The 26,440-nt window shown below is 70.0% G+C and carries 24 protein-coding genes; 14 read left to right on the plus strand and 10 right to left on the minus strand.

Features of this window, described 5'->3' with window-relative positions:
- Positions 1-576, minus strand: a 576-nt coding sequence (locus R7226_RS19555; RefSeq protein ID WP_318598987.1) for a TetR/AcrR family transcriptional regulator, incomplete at its 3' end; no start/stop codon positions are given.
- A 37-nt stretch (positions 577-613) separates the two neighbouring features.
- Here R7226_RS19555 and R7226_RS19560 point away from each other — a divergent pair.
- Complete coding sequence (locus R7226_RS19560) at positions 614-1,759, plus strand: saccharopine dehydrogenase family protein (protein ID WP_318598988.1); 1,146 nt, start codon at positions 614-616, stop codon at positions 1,757-1,759.
- A gap of 7 nt (positions 1,760-1,766) precedes the next feature.
- Here the strand turns inward: R7226_RS19560 and R7226_RS19565 are convergent, their stop codons facing one another.
- The gene (locus R7226_RS19565; protein ID WP_318598990.1) at positions 1,767-2,453 is read right to left on the minus strand and encodes a class I SAM-dependent methyltransferase; all 687 of its coding nucleotides are present in this window, start codon (positions 2,451-2,453) and stop codon (positions 1,767-1,769) included.
- 122 nt (positions 2,454-2,575) lie between these two features.
- On the opposite strand from R7226_RS19565, the gene R7226_RS19570 reads away from it, so the two are divergent.
- Complete coding sequence (locus tag R7226_RS19570) at positions 2,576-2,890, plus strand: hypothetical protein (RefSeq protein WP_318598991.1); 315 nt, start codon at positions 2,576-2,578, stop codon at positions 2,888-2,890.
- Positions 2,891-2,903: 13 nt separating this feature from the next.
- On the opposite strand, the gene R7226_RS19575 is transcribed toward R7226_RS19570, so the two are convergent.
- Genes R7226_RS19575 through R7226_RS19585 form a run of 3 tightly spaced genes read right to left on the minus strand, consistent with a single transcriptional unit; the run spans position 2,904 to position 6,228 of the window.
- Positions 2,904-3,515 (minus strand): TetR/AcrR family transcriptional regulator, encoded by a 612-nt coding sequence (locus R7226_RS19575; protein WP_318598992.1) that lies wholly within the window; start codon positions 3,513-3,515, stop codon positions 2,904-2,906.
- Positions 3,516-3,569: 54 nt separating this feature from the next.
- Positions 3,570-5,345 carry an ABC transporter ATP-binding protein gene (locus tag R7226_RS19580; protein WP_318598993.1) on the minus strand — a complete coding sequence of 592 codons (1,776 nt, stop codon included), beginning with the start codon at positions 5,343-5,345 and terminating at the stop codon, positions 3,570-3,572.
- Positions 5,346-5,400: 55 nt separating this feature from the next.
- Entirely contained in the window at positions 5,401-6,228 is an 828-nt protein-coding gene (locus tag R7226_RS19585; protein ID WP_318598994.1) for a fumarylacetoacetate hydrolase family protein, read from the minus strand.
- A 55-nt stretch (positions 6,229-6,283) separates the two neighbouring features.
- Here R7226_RS19585 and R7226_RS19590 point away from each other — a divergent pair, with 55 nt between their 5' ends.
- Positions 6,284-6,901, plus strand: a complete 618-nt coding sequence (locus R7226_RS19590) for a FadR/GntR family transcriptional regulator (RefSeq protein ID WP_318598995.1) — start codon at positions 6,284-6,286, stop codon at positions 6,899-6,901.
- A 32-nt stretch (positions 6,902-6,933) separates the two neighbouring features.
- Here R7226_RS19590 and R7226_RS19595 read toward each other — a convergent pair whose 3' ends face one another.
- The 4 genes from R7226_RS19595 to R7226_RS19610 form a co-directional block, all read right to left on the minus strand.
- Positions 6,934-9,285, minus strand: coding sequence for an FdhF/YdeP family oxidoreductase (locus R7226_RS19595; RefSeq protein WP_318598996.1), 2,352 nt, complete (start codon positions 9,283-9,285; stop codon positions 6,934-6,936).
- An 84-nt stretch (positions 9,286-9,369) separates the two neighbouring features.
- The gene (locus R7226_RS19600; protein ID WP_318598997.1) at positions 9,370-9,879 is read right to left on the minus strand and encodes a cysteine dioxygenase; all 510 of its coding nucleotides are present in this window, start codon (positions 9,877-9,879) and stop codon (positions 9,370-9,372) included.
- A gap of 31 nt (positions 9,880-9,910) precedes the next feature.
- On the minus strand, positions 9,911-10,873 hold the full coding sequence (locus R7226_RS19605; RefSeq protein WP_318598998.1) for an amidohydrolase family protein: 963 nt from the start codon (positions 10,871-10,873) through the stop codon (positions 9,911-9,913).
- Positions 10,874-11,028: 155 nt separating this feature from the next.
- The gene (locus R7226_RS19610; RefSeq protein ID WP_318598999.1) at positions 11,029-11,490 is read right to left on the minus strand and encodes an RrF2 family transcriptional regulator; all 462 of its coding nucleotides are present in this window, start codon (positions 11,488-11,490) and stop codon (positions 11,029-11,031) included.
- 222 nt (positions 11,491-11,712) lie between these two features.
- On the opposite strand from R7226_RS19610, the gene rpmG reads away from it, so the two are divergent.
- From rpmG to R7226_RS19655, 9 genes are all read left to right on the plus strand, one after another.
- The gene (gene rpmG / locus R7226_RS19615; RefSeq protein WP_012932800.1) at positions 11,713-11,877 is read left to right on the plus strand and encodes a 50S ribosomal protein L33; all 165 of its coding nucleotides are present in this window, start codon (positions 11,713-11,715) and stop codon (positions 11,875-11,877) included.
- Between the two features lie 18 nt (positions 11,878-11,895).
- Positions 11,896-12,447 (plus strand): preprotein translocase subunit SecE, encoded by a 552-nt coding sequence (gene secE, locus R7226_RS19620; protein WP_318599000.1) that lies wholly within the window; start codon positions 11,896-11,898, stop codon positions 12,445-12,447.
- Between the two features lie 40 nt (positions 12,448-12,487).
- Complete coding sequence (gene nusG, locus R7226_RS19625; protein ID WP_318599001.1) at positions 12,488-13,009, plus strand: transcription termination/antitermination protein NusG; 522 nt, start codon at positions 12,488-12,490, stop codon at positions 13,007-13,009.
- Between the two features lies 1 nt (position 13,010).
- Complete coding sequence (gene rplK, locus R7226_RS19630) at positions 13,011-13,433, plus strand: 50S ribosomal protein L11 (RefSeq protein WP_318599002.1); 423 nt, start codon at positions 13,011-13,013, stop codon at positions 13,431-13,433.
- A gap of 2 nt (positions 13,434-13,435) precedes the next feature.
- Positions 13,436-14,158: a 50S ribosomal protein L1 gene (gene rplA / locus R7226_RS19635; protein WP_318599003.1), complete on the plus strand. Its 723-nt coding sequence runs from the start codon at positions 13,436-13,438 to the stop codon at positions 14,156-14,158.
- A 150-nt stretch (positions 14,159-14,308) separates the two neighbouring features.
- A complete protein-coding gene (rplJ, locus tag R7226_RS19640; RefSeq protein ID WP_318599004.1) occupies positions 14,309-15,007 on the plus strand; it encodes a 50S ribosomal protein L10 in 699 nt (232 codons plus the stop codon).
- Positions 15,008-15,009: 2 nt separating this feature from the next.
- Entirely contained in the window at positions 15,010-15,390 is a 381-nt protein-coding gene (rplL, locus tag R7226_RS19645; protein WP_318599005.1) for a 50S ribosomal protein L7/L12, read from the plus strand.
- Positions 15,391-15,602: 212 nt separating this feature from the next.
- Positions 15,603-19,262, plus strand: a complete 3,660-nt coding sequence (gene rpoB, locus R7226_RS19650) for a DNA-directed RNA polymerase subunit beta (RefSeq protein WP_404827878.1) — start codon at positions 15,603-15,605, stop codon at positions 19,260-19,262.
- Positions 19,259-23,323, plus strand: coding sequence for a DNA-directed RNA polymerase subunit beta' (locus R7226_RS19655; RefSeq protein ID WP_318599007.1), 4,065 nt, complete (start codon positions 19,259-19,261; stop codon positions 23,321-23,323). Before rpoB ends, R7226_RS19655 begins: the two co-directional genes overlap by 4 nt.
- An 83-nt stretch (positions 23,324-23,406) precedes the next feature.
- On the opposite strand, the gene R7226_RS19660 is transcribed toward R7226_RS19655, so the two are convergent.
- Positions 23,407-23,895: an HAD domain-containing protein gene (locus R7226_RS19660; RefSeq protein WP_318599008.1), complete on the minus strand. Its 489-nt coding sequence runs from the start codon at positions 23,893-23,895 to the stop codon at positions 23,407-23,409.
- Positions 23,896-24,092: 197 nt separating this feature from the next.
- On the opposite strand from R7226_RS19660, the gene R7226_RS19665 reads away from it, so the two are divergent.
- Together R7226_RS19665 and R7226_RS19670 are read left to right on the plus strand one after the other, a co-directional pair.
- Positions 24,093-24,968, plus strand: a complete 876-nt coding sequence (locus tag R7226_RS19665) for a DMT family transporter (RefSeq protein ID WP_318599009.1) — start codon at positions 24,093-24,095, stop codon at positions 24,966-24,968.
- 89 nt (positions 24,969-25,057) lie between these two features.
- Positions 25,058-26,434, plus strand: a complete 1,377-nt coding sequence (locus R7226_RS19670) for an aspartate aminotransferase family protein (RefSeq protein WP_318599010.1) — start codon at positions 25,058-25,060, stop codon at positions 26,432-26,434.
- Positions 26,435-26,440 lie beyond the last annotated feature (6 nt).

The raw sequence follows: 26,440 nt of genomic DNA on the forward strand, positions 1-26,440 counted from the left end.
GGCGCAGGCCGCGAGCACCGAGGCGCCGGCCAGCTCGCCGGCGCGCTCGGCCGGCAGCCGGCCGGCGGCGACCTCGGCCGCGGCGGCGTGCACGAGCGCGTAGGTGACCGCCAGCAGCCAGTCGACCGGCACGTCGGTGCGGAAGCGGCCGTCGGCCTGGCCCCGTCGCAGCGTTCGCTCGACGCGCTCGCCGACGGGGCGGTGGCGGGCATGGCACTCGGCCTCGGAGAGCACCTGCCCGACGGCCTCCATCAGCCGCCCCTGGCGATCGATCGTCTGCCACGAGGCGGCGACCATCCGCGTCAGCGCGGCGTCGGGCGGGCCGCTGTCGGGCGCGGCGCCGTCGAGCGCGGCGGCCGCTTCGGCGATCGCGGCGTCGAGCACGGCGCCGACGAGCGCGGCGCGGGTGGGGAAGTGGGCGTAGACGGTCGTGCGCGTGACGCCGGCCGCCTCGGCGACCGCGACGAGCCCGGCGTCGGGCCGCGTCGCGAGCACGTCGAGCCCGGCCGCGACGATCGCGGCGACGTTGCGCTCGGCGTCGGCGCGCCGGCCAGAGGGGGAGGTGCTGGATGACAAGCTTGACAACAGTGTAAGGCTTGTTCGTAAGATGAACATGCCTGTAAGAGTTACCTCCGTCGCGTCCGCGTCTGCCGCAACCACCGCGGGCGGTGCGCCCGACCCCACCACCCGCGTCCTCGTCGTCGGCGGTTCCGGTCAGGTCGGCCGCACGATCGTCGCCGCGCTCGCGCCGCTGCTGCCGGGCCGCGTCGTAGTCGCCGGACGCGGCCTCGACCGTGCGCAGCAGGTCGCCGCGGCGACCGGCCATGGCGTCACGGCGCTGCGGCTCGACGTCGCCGATCCAGCGCTCGCGACCGATCCGCCGCCGGCCGCGGCGGTCGTCATGTGCATCGACGACCGTCCGCCGGGGCTGGTCGCCGCGTGGTTGGCGCGCGGAACCCACTACGTCGACGTGACCGCGACTCCGGCCCGCATCGCCGAGGTCGAGGCGCTCGACGGGGTCGCGCGCGACGGCGGCGCGAGCGCGCTGCTGAGCGTCGGCGTCGCGCCCGGCCTGACGAACCTGCTGGCCGCGAGCGTCGCCGGCGGCTTCGACGCGCCGCCGGAGATCGAGCTGCTGGTCCAGCTCGGTCTTGGCGACGTGCACGGCCCGGCGGCGGTCGAGTGGACGCTCGACGGCCTCGCCGACCCGACCGCGCTGCGCGACTCGCGTACCTTCGCGCTGTCCGGCCGGCGCCGCCCGCTGCGTGCGTACCGCTTCCCCTTTCCGGAGCAGGAGGTGCTGCCGCGCACGCTCGGTGTGGCGAGCGCGTCGACCTGGCTCGCGCTCGATCCGGCGCCCGCGACCGGCCTCTTCGCGCTCGCCGCGCGCGCCGGCATCGGTCGCATGGTGGCGCGCGAGCGCCCTCGTAGCCGTGCGGTCGCGCTGCGGCTGCTGGCGGCAGGAGGGGCGGCGCCCGGCTCCGACGCCTGCGTGCTCGCCGCCCGCGCCAGAGGTCTGCGCGGCGGCCGCCCGCACGAGCGTCAGGCGTCGCTCGCCGGCCGCCGCGAGGCCGAGCTGACCGGCCTCGTCGCCGCCGCCGCGACACGCGCGCTGCTCGGCGAGCCGCTGTCGCCGCCCGCGACCGCCGCTTCATCGGTCTCGCGCACCGGCGTCCACCACATCGATCAGGTGCTGGAGATCGGCGCCGTCGTCGCGAGCCTGCGCGCCGCCGGCGCGCGGGTCGACCACCGCGGGTAGCGAGCGCCTACGCGGAACGACGCGCCGAGCGCAGCTCCAGCACGCCGCCCATGGTCCGCAGGCGGTCGTGCAGCCGATGCTGCTCGAACCCGGCGTCGGTGAGCAGCGCGGGCAGCTCTCCGCGACCGAGCGGCGCGGTGTTCTCGACTCCGTCGAGCAGCTGCAGGCCGCGGAAGGCGAGTCGCATCAGCGGATCGCGTGCCGGTCCCCAGTCGGCGACGTGGATGCGGCCGCCCGGACGCAGCACACGTCTCGCCTCCGCGAGCGCGGCGCGCTGCGTCGCGGGGGAGAGGTGGTGGAGCAGCAGTGACATCACGACGCGATCGGCGCTCGCGTCGGGCAGCGGCAGCGCGTCGGCGAGGCCTTCACGCCAGTCGACCGCCGCCGCGCCGGCCTTCCTGTGCGCCCGCGCCAGCACCTCGGCGTCGCCGTCGACGCCGATCGCGTGCACGCCCCCGGTCGTCTCGGCGCGGGCCACCATCGTCGTGAACGAACCGGTGCCGCAACCGATCTCGACGACCTCCAGCGGCCGCTCGACTGGTGCGCCGTCGAGCACTTGCGCGAGCAGCCGTGTGCGGAACAGTCGCTCGCGCGTCGTCACCGCGACGAGCGGGTCGTAGAGCGCGAGCGGGGCGCGACCGGCGGCGCGGACGTAATCGGCGCGCTCGTCGTCGTGGCGAGCTAGCATCTTCATGCAACATCGACGTTACTCCAATGCAACGTCGATGTCCATCGTCTACCCCTCACCGACAGATGCCACTGCTCAGCTCACTCGGCTTGATCTCACTCGCGCTCGCCGGCCTCTCCGGTTGGCTCGTGCTCGCGACGATGCAGCGCCCGGAATGGTTCTCCAGACGCGGCGTCGTGGCGCCGATGCGCTTCCGCCAGCTCCACCTGGACTGGGTCTCGATGGGGCTGATCCTGATCGCGATCGATCAGGTCGTCCCCGATCGCCCCGTCTGGATCACGGCGCTGTTGGCGTTCGGTCTGGTCGTCAACCCGCTGCTGTTCGTGCCGCTCGCTTGGGGCCGAGAGCAATCGGAGCGCCCGCTCTACCGCGTCGTCACCGGTGCGTCCTTCGTGGCCGCGAGCGGCGGTCTCACCGCCCTTGCGGTCTACGCGCTCATCTGAGCAATACTCATCCTCAACTAGAGGGTGAGGCAATGCCGCTGATCGCAAGCCCTACCAGCGCGTCACGGCATCGCTCGTGCGACCAGCCGTGCTCCCCGCGCAAGTGGATGTAGGTGCCGCCGACCTGATTGAAGAGCACCACCGCGACCTCGTCGGGATCGTCGTGGGCGCGCAGTGAGCCGTCGGCCGCGCCGTCTCGGAGCAGACGCGAGAGCGGCTCGAAGAAGATCTCGCGCGTTCCGAGCCCGCCTGCTCCGGCGTCCGTGCGGGCCCCGTCCGCGCCGCCGATCTCATGAAAGATCGCGTCGCGCCGCGCGCGCAGCGCCACCAGCACGTCGAGCTCGCGATCGGCCGTCGCGCAGATCGCCCGCAGCGCCTGCTCCAACCGCTCGCGCCCGCTGCCGGCGCCGGTCAGCGCAGGCCACAGCGCGCGCCGATAGGCGTCGGCCGCATCCTCCGCGAGCGCTGCGAGCACCGCGTCGCGATCGATCCCGCGGCGGTGCAACGTCACGCGCGACAGGCCCGCCTCGCGTGCGATCCGCTCGATCGTCGCGCCGCCGTAGCCGTGTCTGGCGAAGGCGCGCCGGCCGGCGGCGCGCAGGCTCTCGTCAACCGTGTTGCTCATCTGCAACACGAATGTATCGCGCCCGGCGGCCGGTCCACGCGCCCGCCGACCCGCTCAGTCCGCCAGCGGCTCCCCGGCATGGTCGCGCGCGACCAGCCGCGCGTAGAGGCCGCCGCGCGCCATCAGCTCTTCGTGGCGGCCGCGCTCGGCGATCCGCCCTCTCTCCAGCACGACGATCTGGTCGGCGTCGCGGACGGTCGAGAGCCGATGCGCGATCGTGATCGTCGTACGGCCCTCGGCGAGCCGTTCGAGCGCGGCCTGCACGGCCTGCTCGGTCTGTGTGTCGAGCGCGCTGGTCGCCTCGTCGAGCACCAGCACCGGCGGGTTGCGCAGGAGCGTGCGCGCGATCGCCATGCGCTGCTTCTCGCCGCCGGAGAAGCGGTAGCCGCGCTCGCCGACGACGCTGTCGTAGCCGTCGGGCAGCGACGCGATCAGGTCGTGGATGCGGGCGCTGCGGGCGGCCGCCTCGATCTCCTCGTCAGTCGCCTCCGGCCGCGCGAAGCGCAGGTTCTCGCGTACGGAGGCGTGGAACAGGTAGGTCTCCTGCGAGACGACACCGACGGTCGCCGCGAGCGAGTCGAAGGCGAGCTCGCGCACGTCGATGCCGTCGATCGTGACGCGGCCGCGCTGCACCTCGTAGAGGCGCGCGGCGAGGTAGCCGAGCGTCGTCTTGCCGGCGCCGGTCTCGCCGACGACCGCGGTGCGCGTGCCGGCCGGCACGACGAGGTCGATCTGCTCCAGCGTCCACGGCGCGTCGCCCTCGCCGTAGCGGAAGCCGACCTCCTCGAAGCGGACCTCGCCGACGACCTCGGAGGGCCGCAGCCGCACCGGTCTCGCCGCCTCCTCGATGTCGACGGGCAGGTCGAGGTACTCGAAGATCCGCTCGAACAGCGCCAGCGAGGTCTGGATGTCGAGGCTGACCGACAGCAGCTGGCCGATCGGGAACAGCAGCCGCGTCTGCAGCGTCGTGAACGCGACGACGGTGCCGATCGAGATCGTCTGCCCGCCGTCGGCGATCGACTGCCCGGCGAACCAGTAGACGAGCGCCGGCATGACCGCGAAGGTCATCTGCACGGTCGCCATCCGCCAGCGCCCGGCCATCCGCTGGCGCACCTCGATCGCGGCCAGCTCCTCCGACTCGCGCGCGAACCGCTCGGCGAGATCCCCGCCGCGGCCCATCGTCTTGCCGAGCAGCATCCCGGAGACCGACAGCGACTCCTCCACGAGGGCCGAGAGGTCGGCCAGTCTGCCCTGCTTCGTCGCGGTGATGCGCTTGCGCTCCTGGCCGACGCGGCGCGTCAGCCAGACGAAGAACGGCAGCAGGATCAGCGAGAAGATCGCGAGCCGCCAGTCGAGCAGCGTCATCGCGACGATCGTCGCCACGACCGTCGTCACGTTCGACGCGATCGAGGTCGCGGTCGAGGTGACGACGTTGTCGATCCCGCCGATGTCGTTGGAGATGCGCGACTGCACCTCGCCGGTGCGCGTTCTCGTGAAGAAGGCGAGCGAGAGCCGCTGCAGATGTCTGTACACCGCCGCGCGCAGGTCGTGCATCACCTGCTGGCCGACGATGTTGGAGAGGTAGGTCTGCGCGACGCTCAGCGCGCCGGTGATCACCGCGATCGCGATCATCCCGCCGACGAGCGCGCTCAGCAGGCCGGTGCGCTGGTCGGGGATCGCGACGTCGAGCACCTCGCGCAGCAGGAACGGCGAGATCATGCTGAGCCCGGCCGAGATGACGATCAGGCCCAGCACGAGCGCCAGGCGTGCGCGGTATGGGCGGAAGAGGGCGATGATGCGACGCCCGTCGCGCTGCTTTTCGTTCGTCACGTCCGCTGATGATAGGAAGGCGCGGCGAGCGGGCCGCCGCGCCCTCCTCAGCCGTTCAGATCTCGACGACGGGGTTGGCGACCTTGCCGATCCCCTCGACCTCGACCTCGACGACGTCGCCGGCCTTCAGCGAGCGGATCGGGTCCATGAACTCGCCGCAGCCCCACGGCGTGCCGGTCAGCACGACGTCGCCGGGCTCCAGCGTGAAGCTGTGCGAGCAGAACGAGAGCAGCTCGGCGACGCCGAAAACCATCTCCTTCGTGTTCGAGTCCTGCACGGTCTCACCGTTGACGCGCGTCCAAAGGCCGAGCGCCTGGGGGTCGGAGACCTCGTCGGCGGTGACGATCGCCGGACCGAGCGGGCAGAACGTGTCGAGGCTCTTGCCGCGCACCCACTGACCGTCGGCGAACTGCACGTCGCGCGCCGAGACGTCGTTGGCGACGGTGTACCCGAAGACGTGCGAGAGGGCGTCCTCGACGGAGACGCGCGTCATCGTTCTGCCGATCACGGCGGCCAGCTCGACCTCCCAGTCGACTCTCTGCGTGATCGCGCGGTCGACGCGGATCTGCTCGCCGTCGCCGATCACGCTCGTCGTGAACTTCGTGAAGACCAGCGGCGAGGTCGGCTTCTCCAGTCCGGTCTCGCGCACGTGGTCCATGTAGTTGAGGCCGATCGCGACGATCTTGCCGGGCGCCAGCGGCGCGGCGAGCTGGGCGTCGGCCTGCAGCGCGGCGGCGTCGGCGGCCGGGGCGGGGATCGCGTCGCCGGCGGCGATCAGGTCGGCGACCGTCGTGCCGGCGGGTACGTCGAGCGGGACGAGCGCGCCGTCACGCTCGACGACGGGGGTGGGGGTGCCGTTCGTGATGACGGTGCCGATGCGCATGCGGGGACTCCAGATTGGTCAGACCATTATGGTCGGACCACTATAATCGCCGACGATGCCGCCGCGCAACCACGTCGCCGAACGCCTTCGCGAGCTGCTCTCCGACGAGCAGGTCGCACCGGGCGACAGGCTGCCGCCGGAGCGCGAGCTGGCGACCCAGCTCGGGGTCTCGCGCTCCAGCCTGCGGGAGGGGCTCAGACGGCTCTCGGACCTCGGCATCATCGAGTCGCGTCAGGGCTCAGGCACCTACCGCGCGCCGCTCGACCTCGGTGACCTGTTCGAGGTGCGTCAGCGGCTGGAGCCGCTCGCCGCGCGGCTGGCCGCCGAGCGCCGCGACGACCATGACCTCCGCCGTCTCGACGAGAGCCTCGCCGAGATGCGCGCCGCGCTGCCCGACGCGCAGCTGTTCGGCGCGGCGGACGTGCGCGCCCACGCGACGATCGTCGACGCCTCGGCGAGCGTGCCGCTGCGGGTGCTGTTCGCCGCGATCGCCGACCTGCTCAGCCACTCGCGCACGACGACCTCGACGGATGCCGCGCTGCGCGTGCGGGCGCTGGAGGAGATGACGGCGATCGTCGCCGCGATCCGCGCCCACGACGGCACCGCGGCCGAGCTGGCCATGCACGGCCACCTCGAGCACGTCGGCGCGACGCTCACAGCCGCTCCGCGATAGCGCGCGCGAGTTCCCGCGAGCGCGACGCGGCGTCAGCTCGCCGGAGTGGAACTCGCAATCCGCCGCAGGCGGACGACGACCGACTTCGACGCCGGCTGGTTGGAGCCGTCGGCGGTCGAGTCGAGCGGCACGAGCGGGTTCGTCTCGGGGTAGTAGGCGGCGGCGCTGCCGCGCGGCGTGTCGTAGGCGACGACGCGGAAGCGCTCGGCGAGCCGCTCGACGCCGTCGGCCGCCTCGCCGACGAGGTCGACCACGTCACCCTCCGCGAAGCCCAGCTCGGCGATGTCGGCCGCGTTGAGGAAGACGACGCGGCGGCCGGCCTTGACGCCGCGGTAACGGTCGTTGAGGCCGTAGATCGTCGTGTTGTACTGGTCGTGCGAGCGCAGCGTCTGGAGTATCAGGGCGCCGGTCGGCGCGCTCGCGTGCGTCAGCGGGTTGACGAGGAAACGGGCTTTGCCGGTCGTCGTCGGGAAGGTGCGAGAGTCGCGCGGCGGATGCGGCAGCGCAAAGCCGCCGGGCTGGGCGATCCGCGCCTCGAAGCGCTCGAAGCCGGGGACCGTCTGCTCGATCAGCGAGCGGATCTCGCGGTAGTCGTCGGCGAGCGCCTCCCACGGCACGTCCGCGCCGGCACGCACCCCCGCGCCGCCCGCATCCGCACCGTCGCCGACGCCAGCCGGCCCCAGCACCGCCCGCGCCAGCCGGCAGACGATCGCGACCTCGCTGATCAGCTGATCGGAGGCCGGCTCGAGCGTTCCGCGCGAGTGATGGACCATCCCCATCGAGTCCTCGACCGTCACGACCTGCGCCCCGCGCGCCCGCATGTCGACCTCGGTGCGGCCGAGCGTCGGCAGGATCAGCGCCGCTCTGCCGGGCACGACGTGGGAGCGGTTGAGCTTCGTCGAGACCTGGACGGTGAGGCGGCAGTTGCGCAGCGCCGCCGCGGTCGCCTCGGTGTCGGGCGCGGCGGCGGCGAAGTTGCCGCCCATCGCGAAGAAGACCTTGCCGTGGCCGTCGCGCATCGCGCGGATCGCCTCGACCGAGTCGAGTCCGTGCTCACGCGGCGGCTCGAAGCCGAAGGCCGCTCTGAGACGGTCGAGGAACGCCGGCGCGGGCTTCTCGTAGATCCCCATCGTGCGGTCGCCCTGCACGTTGGAGTGGCCGCGGACGGGGCAGACGCCGGCGCCGGGGCGCCCGATGTTGCCGCGCAGCAGCAGGAAGCTGACGATCTCGCGGATCGTCGCGACGGCGTTCTTGTGCTGCGTGATCCCCATCGCCCAGCAGACGACCGTGCGCTCCGACGCGATCGCCATCCGCGCGAGCGCCTCGATCTCGGCGCGCGCCAGCCCGGTCGCGGCCAGCACCGCGTCCCAGTCGAGCGCGGCGAGCGCCTGCGACCACGCCTCGAAGCCGTCGGTGTGCGCGTCGATGAAGTCGCGGTCGAGGACCGTTCCCGGTGCCGCGTCCTCGGCGTCGAGCAGCAGCCGCGAGAGCGCCTGGAAGAGGGCGAGGTCGCCGTTGACGTTGAGCTGCAGCCAGCGGTCGGCGAGCGCGGTTCCGTGACCGACGACGCCGCTCGGCTTCTGCGGGTTTCTGAAGCGGATCAGCCCGGCCTCGGGCAGCGGGTTGACGGAGACGATCTTCGCCCCGTTGCGCTTGGCCGCCTCCAGCGACGACAGCATCCGCGGGTGGTTCGTGCCTGGGTTCTGCCCGACGACGATCAGCAGGTCGGCCGCCTCGACATCCTCGAGCGTCACGCTGCCCTTGCCGATCCCGATCGTCTCGGTCAGCGCGACGCCGCTCGACTCGTGGCACATGTTCGAGCAGTCGGGCAGGTTGTTCGTACCGAAGGCGCGCACGAACGCCTGGTAGGCGAACGCGGCCTCGTTGGAGGTGCGACCGGACGTGTAGAAGATCGCCTCGTCCGGCGTCGCGAGTCCGTTCAGCTCGTCCGCGATCAGCGCGAAGGCGTCGTCCCACGCGATCGGCTCGTAGTGCGTCGCGCCCTCGCGCAGCACCATCGGGTGCGTGACGCGACCGCTCTGACCGAGCTGGAAGTCGGTCCAGCCGGCCAGCTCCGTGACGGAGTGGCGGGCGAAGAAGGCGGGATCGACGCGCTTGCGCGTCGCCTCCTCGGAGACCGCCTTGACGCCGTTCTCACAGAACTCGGCGGCGTGCGTCTTCCGCGGGTCGGGCCAGGCGCAGCCGGGGCAGTCGAAGCCGCCGGGCTGGTTGAGGCGGGGCAGTGTCTTGACGGCGTGCGCGACCCCCATCTGCTTCTGCGCGTAGCGCAGCGCGATGGCGACCGCCTCGACTCCCGCGGCGTATCTGTGCGGCGGCTCGACGTGGAGCTTGCGGTCTTCGGCGTTCGTCGACTCGCGCGGCATCGTCCGAGCGTATCGCTGCGCGAGTTTCCCCGGCGGGCGGTCTGACAGGACGCCGTCGTGGAACTCGCTGGGCGAAGCCCGGTGTCAGACCGACGCCGCCGGTTCGAGCGGGACCAGCTCCTCCTCGTACGAGACCGAGTGGCGCTGGAGCGTGCCGTCGTCCTCGACCAGGTAGGAGCCCATTCGCAGGAGCGGCGGGGAGTAGACGTGGACGGTCACCGCCGGAACGTCGCCGTGGTGCAGGACGCGGTGGATGTCGGCGTTGCCGAAGTCGAATGACTCGCCGGCGCGCGCGACGCGTCTGGCCGGCTCGCCGCCGAGCACGAGCCGCTCCTCGCGCACGGCGCCGTCGATCACGGCGACCGCGCCGCAGGAGGCGTCATGGTCGTGGAAGCCGGTGTCGTGGTCCTCCGACCAGCAGATCAGCCAGACGTCGACATGATCGTCACGCAGCAGCTCGGCGTAGGTGCGCTGCGAGGGGTCGTGGGCGACGTGCTCGGACCACAGCGAGGGGTTCTCAGCGATCTGCTGCGCGAGCGTGCGCAGCTCTTCGCGGGTGAGGTCGCGGCCGGTGGGGCGGTCGATCTGCGTCATGGGGCTTCGCCTTGCGAGTTCCACGCCTGCGTCAGGCGGGCCCGCCCGCGGCGGGAACTCGCGGTTCGGTGGTGGTCGGGGACAGGAGACGGGCGGGGTTGATGCGCAGCAGCGCGTGCCCGACGGCGGTGTCGGCCGCCGGCACGGCGGCGCCGACGACGGGGCGGTCGGAGCCGTGCACGAGCTGGTCGGGGCCGATCGCCCGCAGCACGGCGTGGATCGCCTGCGGCCCGTAGGACGAGGTGTCGTAGAAGGTCAGCGGGTCGTCGGCGGCGCGCTCGGCGGGGCCGCCGCGCGCGGCGAGCCGCTCCAGTTGCAGCGGCGCGAGCCCGGCGAGCATCGCGAACAGCACGCGCAGGCGCGGCAGCGCGGGGCGGCCGGTGTGCAGGAAGGCGTGCCAGGCGGCGTTCATCTGCGCGACGTAGTCGGTCAGCGCCGGCCACCATGCGGGCGCGCCGGCGGCGCGTGCGTCGGAGCCGTCGAGCGCGACGGGGCCGGGGTGGACGAACAGCGGCGCGCCGGCCTGCTCCAGCCGCGCCAGCAGCGGGCCGAGCCGCTCGACGGCGGCCGGCGTCGCGAGCGCGGTCGCCGGCAGCGAGACGCCGACGAAGCCGCGAGCCAGCAGCGCGTCGACCGCGCTGGGGTCGGGCTGGTGGACGCCGACGGCGCCCCAGGCGCCGAAGCGCTCGGAGGGCAGCGCGGCGGCGCCGTCGTGGTAGGCGTCGAGCAGCGGAGCGGCCTCCTCGGCCGGCAGGTGCTCGATCCCGAGCGCGCTGGAGAGCAGCACGAGCGCGCGGTCGACGCCGTCGTCCTCGAGCTGGCCGGCGCGGACGGCGAGATCGGCGTCCGCGAACGGCAGCGCGCTGTCCGGCTCACCGGCGAGGTGGTACGTCCAGCCGTCGCCGCCGCGTGTCAAAGAGGGGACCGCCCCCCGCCGCTCGAGAGCGGCGAGGAGCGGCTGTGAGAGGAGATGCTGGTGCACGTCGATTCGCATCGAGATGCATTCTAGCTAATCCCGACCGAAATAACCAGGAATAGGCGCGCGGACCGTAGTCGCGGGCGAATCAACGCTTCGACGCCCGCGAGTTCCCGCAGCGAATGGTCCCTCTGCCCGCTGCCGTGGAACTCGCAATGACTCGCGCTAGCGAGTCACCCGATCTTGTGCCACGCCGCCGGATCGCCGGCGAGCGCGGTCACGTGCTCGGGCAGCTCGCCCGAGACGACGTCGGCGAGCGTGGTGCGATCGAGCACGTCGCGCAGCGCGGCGCGGGCGGCGACCAGCAGTTCCGGCAGCTTCTCGGCGGGGCCCTCGTACGTCAGCTCGTGCGGGCGCTTGCCGGAGACGTTGGCGAGCGGGCCGTCGATCGCGCGAATGATGTCGGCGACGTAGATCTGGTCCGGCGGCGCCGCCAGCAGGTGGCCGCCCTCGACCCCGCGGCGGCTCTCGACGATGCCCGCCCGTCGCAGGTCGTTGAGGATCTTCTCGAGGAAGCGCGGCGGTATCTGCTGTGCCGTCGCGATCGTCTCCGCCTTGACGGGGCGGTCCCCGTCGGCGGCGGCGAGCTCGAGCGCGGCCCGCAGCGCGTAGTCGGTCTTGGCTCCAATGCGCACGTGTCTGATTCTCGTCTATTCCGACCTGAAAGGCAAAATTGCGGATGTCTGCGCCGGGGACGCTACAGCCTTGCGCCGCTGCGCCGGGCGGCGACCGTCATCGCCCACCGCTCCGGCGTTTCCCGCTACACTGCCTAGCCCGCGCCGGTTGGCGATGCGCTTCTGCGTCTGCCGCCGGTCGCTGGCACTTGCCCTGAGACGACGACTGGAACCTGGACGACCATGGCTCGCGGAGACGTTCGCATCGCAGTCACCCTCGCCTGCGAGGAGTGCAAGCGGCGCAACTATCAGACGAATAAGAGCAAGCGGAACAATCCTGAGCGGATCCAGCTCAGAAAGTACTGCCGCTGGTGCAAGAGACACACCGCCCATCGGGAGACTCGCTAACCGCGTGTAGAGGTTGACGTGGCCCGCGACCGCAGACGATCGAAGCAGCGCCGCGAACGGGACGCCCGTTCGGACGGCACCTCGGCGAACCACGCCGAGGGCAGCGCGCTGCCCGACGAGAACCCGCTTCACGAGCACGAGCCCGCGGAGTTCGCTTCCGGCGAGGTGGACATCGCTGACGCGCAGCTCGCGATGGGTCGTCCCGAGCTGGCCGACGCGAACGCGGCTGACGAGCCGTCGCTCGGCGGCAGCACCGCTGAAGAGCTGTTCGAGTCGGCGCGCGAGGACGACGGCGGCCCGCTGGTGCCTGCCGGCGGCGGCAGCGGCGGCGGCGACGAGACCGCGGGAGTCGCGCGCATCGGCGAGCGCTCCCCCGAGCCGAAGCGCGGCGGCGGTCGCTTCATCAACTTCCTGCGCGGCAGCTGGCGCGAGCTGCAGCGTGTCCAGTGGCCCGACCGCACGCAGGTCGCCCAGGCCACGGCTGTCGTCATCGGCTTCGTGCTCCTCTCGGGCGCGTTCCTCGGCGCGGCCGACTGGGTCTCGCAGCGGATCGTCGATCTGATCATCTGAGCCCAGGCTCGCGCCCTCTCCCCAAGGAACCTCCCCCGACATGTTTCGCTGGTACGTCGTCAACACCTATTCCGGTCACGAGAACAAGGTCAAGCACAACCTCGAGCACCGCGTCGTCTCGCTCAATCAGAGACGCGCCGTGCGACAGGTCGTCGTGCCGACCGAGTCCGTCACCGAGCTGAAGGACAACCAGAGAGTTGTCACAGAGAAGCGCACGATGCCCGGCTACGTGCTGGTCAACATGGACCTCAACGAGGATTCGTGGGCGCTCGTGAAGGGCACGCCCGGCGTCACCGGCTTCGTCGGCGCCTCCAACGAGCCCGTGCCGCTGACGCAGGCGGAGGTCGATCGACTGCTGCACCGCGAGACGGCCGAGCGGCCTCGCTCCCGCGCGCAGTTCTCGATCGGCGAGTCGGTCAAGGTCGTCTCCGGGCCGCTGTCCGACTTCTCGGGCGAGATCTCGGAGATCAACGAGGACGGCGCCCGACTCAAGGTGCTGGTATCAATCTTCGGCCGCGAAACCCCGGTCGAGGTCGGTTTCGACCAGGTGAAGAAGATCTGAAATGGCGAAGAAGGTACTGACAACCATCAAGCTCCAGGCCGTCGGCGGCCAGGCGAGCCCGGCCCCGCCGGTCGGCCCTGCACTGGGCCAGCACGGGGTCAACATCATGGAGTTCGTCAAGGCGTTCAACGCCCAGACGCAGCAGGACACGGGCACGGTCATCCCCGTCGAGATCACCGTCTACGAGGATCGTTCGTTCACGTTCGTCCTCAAGAGCCCGCCGGCCGCCGTGCTGATCAAGCAGGCGCTCGGGATCGACAAGGGCTCGCCCGAGCCGCACGTCAGAAAGGTCGCGCAGATCACGCAGGACCAGCTCCGCGAGATCGCGCAGAAGAAGCTTCAGGATCTGAACGCTCACGACGTCGACCAGGCCGCGAAGATCATCGCTGGCACGGCACGTTCGATGGGCGTGGAGGTGGTGTGACGATGGCCAAGCACGGCAAGGCATACGTCGAGGCGCGCCAGCGCTACGACCGCGAGCACAGCTATCTGCCCGCCGAGGCGATCAGACTCGTCAAGGAGCTGAAGAGCTCGAAGTTCGACGAGTCGGTCGAGCTGCATGTCCGCACCGGCCTGAACGTCCGTCACGCGGACGAGCAGCTGCGCGGCACGATCGCGCTCCCGCACGGTCTCGGCAAGGACGTCAAGGTGGCGGTCTTCGCCCAGGGCGACAAGGCGCGTGAGGCCCAGGAGGCCGGCGCTGACGTCGTCGGCGCCGACGACCTCGCCAGAAGAATCGAAGAGGGCTTCACCGACTTCGACGTCGCGATCGCGACGCCGGACCTGATGCCGGTGGTCGGCCGTCTCGGCCGTATCCTCGGCCCGTCGGGCAAGATGCCGAACCCGAAGGTCGGCACGGTCACGATGGACGTCGCGAGAGCGGTGTCTGAGTCCAAGGCCGGCAAGGTCGAGTACCGCACCGATCGCACCGCGATCGTGCACATGGTGATCGGCAAGTCGAGCTTCGACGAGCAGCGCCTGCTGGAGAACTACGCCGCCGTCGTGGAGGAGCTCGTTCGCGCGAAGCCGTCCGCCGCTAAGGGCAGATACCTCCAGTCGATCGTGCTCGCCTCGACGATGGGGCCGGGCGTCAAGGTCGACGCATCGAGAACCCGTGACATCCTCGGGGAGGCGCCGGCCGCGGCGTAGACCTCGTTCCAGAGACGCACTGCCAGAGACCCCCGGCACCAGTAAGTCCGGGGCAGGCGGAGCTTCGAAGCTGCCGGGCGGAACGTCGCCCGACTCTCGACGCCCGCCTCCGCGCGGGCGTTTCGCATTTCGAGAAGAGAGTGACCTGACATGAACAGAAACGAGAAGGCGGCGGTGATCGACCGGATCGCTGGGGAGCTGGAAGCTTCCTCCGCGGTCTTCGCGGTCGACTACCGCGGCATCACGGTCGCGCAGGTCGCCGCCCTGCGCACCAAGCTGCGCGACACCGACACGACGCTCGCCGTCGTGAAGAACTCGCTGACCGAGCGCGCGGCCGACAAGGCCGGCGTCGAGGCGCTGAAGGAGATCCTCTCGGGTCCGACGGCGCTCGCGTTCGTGCGCGGCGACGCGGCTGCTGCCGCGAAGGCGCTCAGCGACGCGCAGAGAGAGACGCAGGTGCTGGAGTTCAAGGGCGGCCTGATGGACGGCAAGCCCGTCTCGCCCGACGAGATCAGAGCGATCTCGAGACTCCCGTCGCGCGAGGTGCTCTACGGGCAGCTCGTCGGCGTCGTCGCCGCGCCGCTCAACGGCCTCGCACGTGGCCTCAACGCGCTCATCGCGGGCGTTGCGATCCAGCTGCAGGCGATCGCCGACCAGGGTCTGATCGGCGGCGACGCGCCCGCCGCAGAGCCCGAGGCTGCTCCGGCGGCCGAAGCTGCTGCACCCGCCGAGACCGAGGCTGCTCCGGCCGCCGCGGACGAGGCTCCGGCCGCTGAGGCCACCCCCACCACTGACGACAAGACGGACGACGCGGCGGAAGCCGCCGCTTCCGACGCGAAGGAGGACTGACCATGGCGACCACTCAGGAGTGGATCGACGAACTCAAGGCGATCTCGGTGCTTGAGCTGGCTGAGCGCATCAGAGCGCTCGAAGAGGAGTTCGGCGTCTCCGCGACGGCCGTCGCGGCGGCCGCCCCGGCCGGCGGCGGCGGTGGCGGCGGCGAGGCCGCCGAAGAGGCCTCCACGACGGTCGACGTCGTCCTCACGGGCGCCGGCGACAAGAAGATCCAGGTCATCAAGGTCGTCCGCGCGGCGACCGGCCTCGGTCTGAAGGAGGCCAAGGCGCTCGTCGACGAGGCTCCCAAGCCCGTCAAGGAAGCGATCGAGCGCGACGAGGCCGAGAAGCTCAAGGCCGAGCTCGAAGAGGCCGGCGCGAGCGTCGAGCTCAAGTAGAGCCCGCAACACCCGCTTCATCCGAAGGGCCGGTTCCGCGAGGAGCCGGCCCTTCGTGCGTTCTGGGCCGCCCTACCGCGATTTGGCGGTGGCCGGTACAATGCCGGGGGTCAGCCGATAGTCGCAGCCACCCTGCAGTTCCGAGATCGCGCCACATACGCGATCTCCCGGGTGGGGTCCGTGAGCGCTGACAGCCCCGCACGAGGGCATCGATGCTCTGTGCTATCTTCGCTGGTCGCGCTTTTCGCGCTTCCTCTGCTCGCCTCTCGACCGCCCGAGGAGTTGCCGTCTTGGCACCTGTCGCCGCCCCCCGGACGCGCCGCACGTTTGCGCGTCTCTCCAAGGCCCTTGAAGTCCCCAACCTCATCGACATCCAGAAGAGATCGTTCGCCTGGCTGACGGACGCCGAGACCGGCGGCCTTCGCGAGACGATCGACGACATCTCGCCGATCGAGGACTACACCGGCAACCTCGCCGTCCAGTTCGGCGAGTTCACGTTCGACGAGCCGGTCGCCTCGCTCGACGAGTGTCGCGAGAAGGACCTCACCTACGCCCGGCCGCTCACGGTCACCGTCGCCTTCGTGAACCGCGAGACCGGCGAGATCCGCGAGCAGTCCGTCTTCATGGGCGACTTCCCTTGGATGACGGAGCGCGGCACGTTCATCATCAACGGCACTGAGCGCGTCGTCGTGACGCAGCTCGTCCGTTCCCCGGGCGCCTACCTGATGGAGGCCAAGGATCGCGAGAAGCAGGTCTTCATCGCGAACCTTATGCCGGCGCGCGGCTCCTGGCTCGAGCTCGAGATCGACAAGAAGGGCAAGGTCTACGTCCGCATCGACCGCAAGCGCAAGCTGCCGGTCACGGTGCTGCTGCGGGCGATGGGCTACTCCTCCGACGAGGAGATCGCCAGCCTGTTCGAGGACTCGCTCTACATCCGCAACACGATCGAGTCCGACACCGAGGTCACCAAGACCGAGGAAGGCGCGCTGATCGAGCTGTTCAAGAAGCAGCGTCCGGGCGAGCCGCCGTCGGTCGACGCCGCCAGAGCGCTCCTGCACCAGCTCTTCTTCGACCCCAAGCGCTACGACCTCACGCGCGTCGGTCGCTACAAGCTGAACTCGCGTCTGCGCCTCGACATCGACCTCGAGACGCGCACGCTGACGCACGACGACATCATCGCGCTGATCAAGGAGCTCGTCTCCCTGCCGCGCATCCTCGGCATGCCGGAGCAGCCCGAGGTCGAGATCAGAGACTACGCCGCCGAGGCCGTCACCTACCCGCGCGAGGCGGTCGCCGACCACCTCGACGAGTACGAGCACTTCGGCAACCGTCGTCTGCGCACCGTCGGCGAGCTGATCCAGGAAGCGTTCCGGATCGGTCTCTACCGCATGGAGCGCGTCGTGCGCGAGCGCCTCACGACCGAGGACGCCGACACGATCACGCCGCAGACGATCGTCAACATCCGTCCGGTCGTCGCGGCGCTGAAGGAGTTCTTCGGCTCCTCGCAGCTGTCGCAGTTCATGGACCAGAACAACTCGCTCTCGGGCCTGACGCACCGCCGCCGCCTGTCGGCGCTCGGCGCCGGCGGTCTGACGCGCGAGCGCGCCCCGATCGAGGTGCGCGACGTCCACCCGACCCACTACGGCCGCATGTGCCCGATCGAGACCCCCGAGGGTCCGAACATCGGCCTGATCGGCTCGCTCTCGTCCTACGCGCAGATCTCCGAGCACGGCTTCGTCACGACGCCGTACCTGGTCGTCAAGGACGGCAAGGTCACCGAGGAGATCGTGCACCTCGACGCGACGCAGGAGGAGGAGGCGAAGATCGCGCAGGCGAACACGCCCCTCGCCGAGGACGGCACGCTGATCGGCACCGACATCGTCTGCCGTACGCAGGCCGGCTCCTACGTGAGAGCCGAGCCGGGCGAGGTCGACCTGATGGACGTCTCGCCCGAGCAGATCTGGTCGGTCGCGACCGCGATGATCCCGTTCCTCGAGCACGACGACGCCAACCGCGCGCTGATGGGCTCGAACATGCAGCGCCAGGCGGTCCCGCTGCTGAAGACCGACGCCCCGCTCGTCGGCACCGGCATGGAGTACCGCGCCGCCGTCGACTCCGGCGACGTCGTCGTCGCCAAGCGCGCCGGCACGATCACCTACATCGACGCCGACCAGATCGTCATCGAGACCGAGGACGGCGCCAAGGACGAGTACGTCCTGCAGAAGTTCATGCGCTCCAACCAGGGCACGCTCATCCACCACAAGCCGATCGTCAAGAACGGCGACCAGGTGGTCGAGGGCACGGTGCTGGCGGACGGCAGCTCGACCGACTCCGGCGAGATGGCGCTCGGCAAGAACCTGCGCGTCGCCTTCATGTCGTGGGAGGGCTACAACTTCGAGGACGCGATCATCCTCAGCAAGCGCCTCGTGAAGGACGACGAGCTCACCTCGATCCACATCGAGGAGTACGAGATCGACGCCCGCACGACGAAGCTCGGCGACGAGGAGATCACGCGCGACATCCCGAACCGTTCGGAGGAGTCGCTGCGCAACCTCGACGATCGCGGCATCGTCCGCATCGGCGCCGAGGTCGGCTCCGGCGACCTGCTCGTCGGCAAGGTCACGCCGAAGGGCGAGACCGAGCTGACGGCCGAGGAGAAGCTGATCCGCGCGATCTTCAAGGAGAAGGCGCGCGAGGTCCGCGACACCTCGCTGAAGGTGCCGCACGGCGAGGGCGGCGTCGTGATCGACGTCAAGACGTTCTCGCGCGACGCCGGCGACGACCTGCCCCCGGGCGTCAACGACCTCGTGCGCGTCTTCGTCGCGAAGAAGCGCAAGATCTCCGAGGGCGACAAGCTCGCCGGCCGCCACGGCAACAAGGGCGTCATCTCGAAGATCGTCGACGAGCAGGACATGCCGTTCCTCGAGGACGGCTCCCCGGTCGACGTGATCCTGAACCCGCTCGGCGTGCCGTCGCGCATGAACATCGGCCAGATCCTCGAGACCCACCTCGGTTGGGCCGCGGCGGAGGGCTGGTACGACGACGGCAGCGACGCGTACAAGATCGCCCACGGCAGAGGCGACGAGCGTCCGCGCGTCTACGTCTCGACGCCGGTCTTCGACGGCGCGACCGTCGCCGACGTCGACAACGCGCTGCTGCAGTGGCAGAACGAGCACACCGGCCGGATCAGAATGAAGACCGCCCCGGACGACCGTGAGGGCACCCGCGCGAGCGGCAAGTTCACGCTCTTCAACGGGCGCACGGGCGAGCCGTTCGAGACGCAGGTCACGGTCGGCTACATGTACATCCTGAAGCTCCACCACCTCGTCGACGACAAGATCCACGCGCGCTCGACCGGCCCGTACTCGCTCGTCACCCAGCAGCCGCTGGGCGGCAAGGCGCAGTTCGGCGGCCAGCGCTTCGGCGAGATGGAGGTGTGGGCGCTGGAGGCATACGGCGCCGCATACACGCTCCAGGAGATGCTCACGATCAAGTCCGACGACACCGTCGGCCGCGTGAAGGCATACGAGGCGATCGTGAAGGGCGAGAACATCGCCGAGCCGAGCATCCCCGAGTCGTTCAAGGTGCTCCTGAAGGAGATGCAGTCGCTGGCGCTCGACGTCAACGTCGTCTCCGAGGAGGGCACCCGCGCCGAGATGCGCGAGGAGGACGACGACCTGCTGCGCGCCGCCGAGGAGCTCGGCATCGACCTCTCCGGCGTGCGTGCCACCGACGGCCAGGCGGCCGACGAGGGCACCGAGAGCGAGGACGACACCGACGCCGGCGCCCCTGAGGCGACCGCGGAGGAAGCGCCCGGCGACGAGCCGCTCGCCGCCGTGGCCGACGAAGACCTGAGCGAGGACGACGCATGATCGACATCAATAACTTCGACGCCATCGAGATCGGCCTTGCCTCCTCGAAGCAGATTCGCTCCTGGAGCTCAGGCGAGGTCACGAAGCCGGAGACGATCAACTACCGCACGCTGAAGCCGGAGAAGGACGGCCTCTTCTGCGAGCGCATCTTCGGTCCGACGAAGGACTGGGAGTGCTACTGCGGCAAGTACAAGCGCGTCCGCTACAAGGGGATCGTCTGCGAGCGCTGCGGCGTCGAGGTGACCCGTTCCAAGGTGCGCCGTGAGCGGATGGGTCACATCGACCTCGCCGCGCCGGTCTCGCACATCTGGTTCTTCAAGGGCGTCCCGTCGCGGATCGGCTACCTGCTCGACATGGCTCCCAAGGAGCTCGAGAAGGTCCTGTACTTCGCGGCGTCGATCGTCACCTGGATCGACGACGAGGCGCGCGAGCGCGACCTCGACACGCTCCAGGACGAGGTCAACAAGGTGCTCGACTCCTACGCCGGCGAGAAGGAGGAGCGGCTGCTGGAGCTGAGAGAGTCGCTCGAGCGCCGTGTCGAGTTCCTCGAGAGCGGCAAGCAGTCGAACCAGTTCAACGACGAGGACGAGATGTGGGCCGAGGCCCTCGACGTCAACGTCGCGAGACTGTCCGACGAAGAGCGCGAGAAGCTGCTCAGAGAGCTGCGCAGAACGTTCACGGCCGACATGGACGACACCGAGGCCTACATCGAGGACGCGGCCGAGCGCATGCGTCAGGTGTGGGACCTGTTCCAGTCGATGAAGCCGAAGGACGTCGTCAACGACGAGACGCTCTTCCGCGAGCTGAAGGACCGCTTCGGCAGCCCGTTCGGCTTCGGCGAGTACTTCCGCGGCGGCATGGGCGCGGAGTCGGTGCGCGACCTGCTGGAGCAGGTCGACCTCGACGCCGAGAGAGAAGAGCTGCAGGAGCTCGTCAAGACGGCGAAGGGCCAGAAGCAGAGCCGTTCGGTCAAGCGCCTGAAGGTCGTCTCGGCCTTCATCCAGTCCGGCAACCGCCCGGAGATGATGATCCTCGAGGCCGTCCCGGTGATTCCGCCGGAGCTGCGCCCGATGGTCCAGCTCGACGGCGGCCGCTTCGCCACCTCGGACCTCAACGACCTCTACCGCCGCGTCATCAACCGCAACAACCGCCTCAAGCGGCTGCTCGACCTCGGCGCGCCGGAGATCATCGTCAACAACGAGAAGCGCATGCTGCAGGAGGCCGTCGACGCGCTGTTCGACAACGGCCGCCGCGGCCGGCCCGTCACGGGCCCGGGCAACCGCCCGCTGAAGTCGCTCTCGGACATGCTCAAGGGCAAGCAGGGTCGCTTCCGTCAGAACCTGCTCGGCAAGCGCGTCGACTACTCCGGCCGTTCGGTGATCGTGTCGGGCCCGTCGCTGAAGCTGCACCAGTGCGGTCTGCCGAAGCTGATGGCGCTCGAGCTGTTCAAGCCGTTCATCATGGCGCGGCTGGTCGAGCGCAAGGCGGCGCAGAACATCAAGGCGGCCAAGAAGATGGTCGACTCGATGATCCCGGAGGTCTGGGACGTGCTCGAGGAGGTCATCCACGAGCACCCGGTCCTGCTCAACCGCGCGCCCACGCTCCACCGCCTCGGCATCCAGGCGTTCGAGCCGCAGCTCGTCGAGGGCAAGGCGATCCAGGTCCACCCGCTCGTCTGCTCGGCCTTCAACGCCGACTTCGACGGCGACCAGATGGCCGTCCACCTGCCGCTCTCCGCGGAGGCGCAGGCGGAGGCGCGCATCCTGATGCTGTCGGCCAACAACATCCTCTCTCCCGCGCACGGCGCGCCGCTGGCGACGCCGACGCAGGACATGATCCTCGGCGCGTACTACCTCACGTACGGGCCGGAGATCGACGAGCTGTCGAAGATCGACCCGGCCAGACACACGCCACGCCCCCACGTGTACCGCACCGCCCAGGAGGCGGAGTGGTCCTACGAGCACGGCGTGACGAGACTCCACGACGTCGCCGAGTTCCGCCCGGTGGGCCGTGAGGGCGGTCACATCCTCACGACGGTCGGCCGCATCATCTACAACGACAAGATCGAGCGCTCGATCCGCGCGACGCTCGGGGCCGACTACGACCCGTCGAGCTACGAGTTCGTCAACCGCTCGATGAAGAAGCGCGACACGACGCAGTTCGTCGACGACCTCGTGCAGGCGTACGGCGCGGCGACGATCTCGCAGGTCCTCGACGCGTTCAAGGACCTCGGCTTCAAGTACGCGACGCAGGCCGGCATCACCGTCTCCAAGAACGACGTCGTGATCCCGCCGGACAAGCAGGAGATCCTCGACAAGTACGAGGGCCACGTCGCCGAGATCCAGGACCAGTACGACATGGGCCTGATCACGGAGGAGGAGCGCAAGGACGCCGTCGTCGAGCAGTGGACGTCGGCAACCGAAGAGGTCGCCGATGCGATGGAGCAGCACTTCAACGAGCTGAACCCCATCTTCATGATGGCCAACTCGGGTGCCCGCGGTTCCTTCAAGCAGATCCGTCAGCTCGCCGGCATGCGCGGCCTCATGGCCAACCCGAAGGGCGAGATCATCGAGCGGCCCGTGAAGGCGAACTTCATGGAGGGCCTCGACGTGATCGAGTACTTCACCTCCACCCACGGCGCCCGCAAGGGCCTCGCGGACACCGCCCTCCGTACCGCTGACTCCGGCTACCTGACGCGCCGTCTCGTCGACGTCGCGCAGGACGTCATCATCCGCGAGGAGGACTGCGGCGCGGAGGAGTACGTCGAGCTCGACCTGTACAAGGACGGCGGCGACCCGAACGACAACCTCGTCGGCCGTGTCGCGGCGAAGGACCTCGGTCCGAAGAAGGACGTCGTCGTCGCCAGAGGCGTCGAGATGAACCGCGCCGACTTCGCCGCGCTGCTCGCCGCCTACGGCGAGGAGAACGTCAAGGTCCCGGTCCGCTCGGTGCTGAAGTGCGAGGCGCAGACGGGCGTGTGCCAGGCCTGCTACGGCCGCTCGATGGCGACCGGCAACACGGCGCAGATCGGCGACGCGGTCGGCATCATCGCCGCGCAGTCGATCGGCGAGCCGGGCACGCAGCTGACGATGCGCACGTTCCACACCGGCGGCGTCGCCGGCGCGGACATCACGCACGGCCTCCCGCGTGTCGTGGAGCTGTTCGAGGCGCGCAAGCCGAAGGGCCTGGCGAAGATCGCCGAGGTCGGCGGCGTCGTCGAGATCGAGGAGACGGACAAGGCGCTGACGGTCGTCATCACCGACGACGGCGGCGACGAGCACCGTCACACGTTCCCGCGTCGCACGCGCCTGTTCGTCGAGCGCGGCGAGAAGGTCGAGCCGGGCCGTCAGCTCAACGAGGGGTCGCTCTACCCGCACGAGCTGCTCGCGATCCGCGGCCGCACCGAGACCGAGCTGTACCTCGTCAAGGAGGTCCAGGAGGTCTACAAGTCGCAGGGCGTGGACATCAACGACAAGCACATCGAGCTGATCGTGCGTCAGATGCTCAAGAAGGTGCGCGTCGACCAGAAGGGCGACACGGACCTGCTCCCGGGCGTCTTCGTGGACCGTCACGACTACGCGAGAATCAACCAGGCCGTGATCGACGCCGGCGGCGAGCCCGCGCAGGCGGAGGAGATCATCCTCGGCATCACGAAGGCGTCGCTGAACACCGACTCCTTCCTCTCGGCCGCCTCCTTCCAGGAGACGACGAAGGTCCTGACCGACGCGGCGCTCGAGGGCAAGATCGATCGCCTCAACGGTCTCAAGGAGAACGTGATCATCGGCAAGCTGATCCCGGCCGCGACGGGCCTGAAGCGCTACCGTCGCATCGAGATCGAGCCGGCCGAGCCGCTCCCCCGCGGCATGGACGACGTCGGCCTGCTCGACCACGACGAGCTGGCGGCCGAGCTGGGCCTCACCGACGGCGAGGCGCTGCAGGGCTTCGGCCCGTCCGGCATCGAGGCCGACCTCGCCGACCTCGAGGAGATCGGCAACGGCGGCGGCTCGCACGGCTTCGCCGAGGAGCTGGCGGAGCTCGACGTCCCCGAGGACAGATCCTGATCGGCTAGCGCCGATCAGGACGGGAGATCGGCGCTAGCCGATCTCCCACCGCTCGCGGCCACCCTTCGGGTGGCCGTTCGCGTTTAAGCGGCCCCGGGCGGCACGGCGTCGGCCCACGCTGTCAGCGTGGCGACATGGACGGCGGTGAGGCCGTCCGCCGGAGCCGTCGTCACGAGCAGTGTCGGCGCGCCGGCTTGCTCGCGCGCCGACGCCCATGCATGGCACTCCTCATCGTGCGCGTCGTCGATCCAGGCGAGCGGCCGTGCGCCGGCATATGCCTCGATCTCGTCGAGCTTCCAGTGCGCGTGGACACGCCCGGGATTGCGCGCGAACGTGAGATGCGGGTATGAAGTGGGGAGGTCGAGTGCGTGCGGAAGGTGCTCGCCGGCTTTCTCCTCCCAGCCGGTGCACCAGACCGATTCGTATCGCGCAGACAGCGCACGCAGGTGTTCGCCGGCTGTGGCCGAAAGGTAGTGAGCGATCCCGTCGACCAGCTGGAAACGCCCTGGCGGCGGCGAATGCGGAGGAAATCCGAACAGCGAGATGACGCCGTCGACGTCGATGAACAGCACTGGTCGCCTTTGCTCCATGTGGCGAAACTCTTCGCCGAAAAGATTCCTCATGCGTCGTTTACCCCGGCTCGCTAGTCTGGTCTGATCTCCGGGGGCGAGACTCAAGGCACGGCCTCACGCTGTCGAACAGACAACGTGAGGGGTCCATTCCTACCCGTTCGAAGCGCCGGCTGTGAGAGACAGCCTCAATTCGATTTATGACGATTTATCTTGGCATCCTGCTTGCGCTGATCTGCGCTTTCACGACGAACCTCGCGTTCCTCTACAAGCACCGCGGTGCTGTCGCGGCCCCTGCGGTCCACGTCAGCCACCCGCTCAGATCGGCTGTCGGTCTCTTCAGCAGCCCCTGGTTCGCCTTCGGCATGGGCGTCGCCGTGCTCGCGTGGATATTCCACGTCGCCGCGCTCGCCGTCGCCCCGATGTCGGTCGTGCAGACGGTCCTCGCCGGCGGCGTCGTGATGCTCGCCGTCATGGCCGAGCGGATCTTCGGCTTCAAGGTCGGCCCGCGTCAGTGGATCGGCCTCGGCTGCACCGCGCTCGGCCTCGTCCTGCTCGGGATCACGCTGCCGGTCGTGCATGACCCGAACTCGCAGTTCTCGCTGCCCGGCATGATCGCCTTCGAGGCCGGCCTGGTCGCCGTCGGCGGCCTGCTCGTGATGGGCAAGCGGATCGGCGCCCCCGACCATCACCACGGCGTGATGCTCGCCGCCGCCGCCGGCCTGCTGTTCGGCGTCTCCGACGTCGCGCTGAAGGCGCTGACCGGCCTCGTCGCCGACGACGGCGTGCTGGCGCTGCTGACGACCCCGTGGAGCCTCGTCGCGATACTTGCGTCGATCGCCGCCTTCTACGCCTCCGCGAAGGCGCTGCAGGAGGGCGAAGCCGTGCCGGTGATCGCCTTCACCGGCACCGCCGCCAACGTCGCCGGGATCGCCGGCGGGATCATCGTCTTCGGTGACCCGCTGCCGGGCGACGTGCTCGGCATCGTCGCGCAGTCCTGTGCCTTCCTGCTCGTGATCGTCGCCGCCGCGTTGACGCCGGCCCCGGTCCGCGCCGCGCAGCCCGCCGCCGCCTGAGCGGCGCCGCGCTTCGCATCGACCTCGCCGCGGAGTACCTTTGTACGAAGCGGCGAATCGGCTTATCCGATCCGGAGGATGATGCGGGCATGGCGACGACGGAGACAGCGGCGGGGACGACGCTCCAGGAGCAGGCCAAGCGCCACCTCTGGATGCACTTCACGCGCATGGGCGACTATGCCGGCGCCGAGGTGCCGATCATCGTCAGAGGCGAGGGCTGCTACGTCTGGGACGAGCACGGCAAGCGCTTCTTCGACGGTCTCTCCGCGCTCTTCTGCTCCAACCTCGGCCACGGCCGCGCCGACATCGCCCAGGCCGGCGCCGACCAGGCGAAGGAGCTCGACTTCTACTCGACCTGGTCCTACGCCCACCCGCGCGCGATCGAGCTGGCGACGCGGATCGCGTCGCTGACCCCCGGCGACCTCAACCGCGTCTTCTTCACCAGCGGCGGCGGCGAGGCGGTCGAGTCGGCGTTGAAGCTCGCCCGCCAGTACCACAAGCTGACGGGCAATCCGAACAAGACGAAGGTGATCGCGCGCGAGGTCGCCTACCACGGCACCCCGATGGGCGCGCTCTCGGCGACCGGCATCACGCCGTTCCGCGTGCCGTTCGAGCCGCTGACCCCCGGCGGCTGCCACGTCCCCAACACGAACGTCTACCGGCTCCCCGAGGGCATGCCGGTCTCGGCGCTGGCGGAGGCGGTGCGCGAGCGGATCCTGTTCGAGGGTCCCGAGACCGTCTCGGCCGTGATCATGGAGCCGGTCCAGAACGCGGGCGGCACCTTCACGCCGCCCGACGGCTACTTCCAGCGGATCCGCGAGATCTGCGACGAGTTCGACGTGCTGATGATCTCCGACGAGGTGATCTGCTCGTGGGGCCGGCTCGGCCACTGGTTCGGCGCCGAGCGCTACGACTACGTGCCCGACATCATCACGACCGCGAAGGGGATCACGGGCGCGATCGCGCCGATGGGGGCGATGATCGCCTCTGATCGCGTCGCGGCGCCGTTCATGGAGGGCCATGAGATGTTCCTCCACGGCTTCACCTTCGCCGGCCACCCGGTCGCGGCGGCGATCGCGCTCGCGACGCTCGACGCCTACGAGGACGAGAGAGTCCTCGAGCACGTGCGTGCCAACGAGCACGTCATGCGCGAGATGCTGGAGTCGCTGCGCGACATCCCCATCGTCGGGGACGTACGCGGCGCCGGCTACTTCCAGTCGATCGAGCTGGTCAAGGACCGCGAGACGAAGGAGAGCTTCGACGACGACGAGGCCGAGACGTTGCTGCGCGGCTTCGTCTCGGGCGCGCTCTACGAACGCGGCTTGATCTGCCGCGCCGACGATCGCGGCGATCCGGTCATCCAGCTGTCGCCGCCGCTGATCTCCGGCCCGGCGGAGTTCGAAGAGGTCGAGGGCGTGCTGCGGCCGGTGCTCGAAGAGGCCAGCCGTCGCATGCGGCTCAGCTGAGACGGA

The sequence above is a fragment of the Conexibacter stalactiti genome, from assembly GCF_033542075.1.
In the GTDB taxonomy this organism is placed as follows: Bacteria; Actinomycetota; Thermoleophilia; order Solirubrobacterales; family Solirubrobacteraceae; genus Conexibacter; species Conexibacter stalactiti.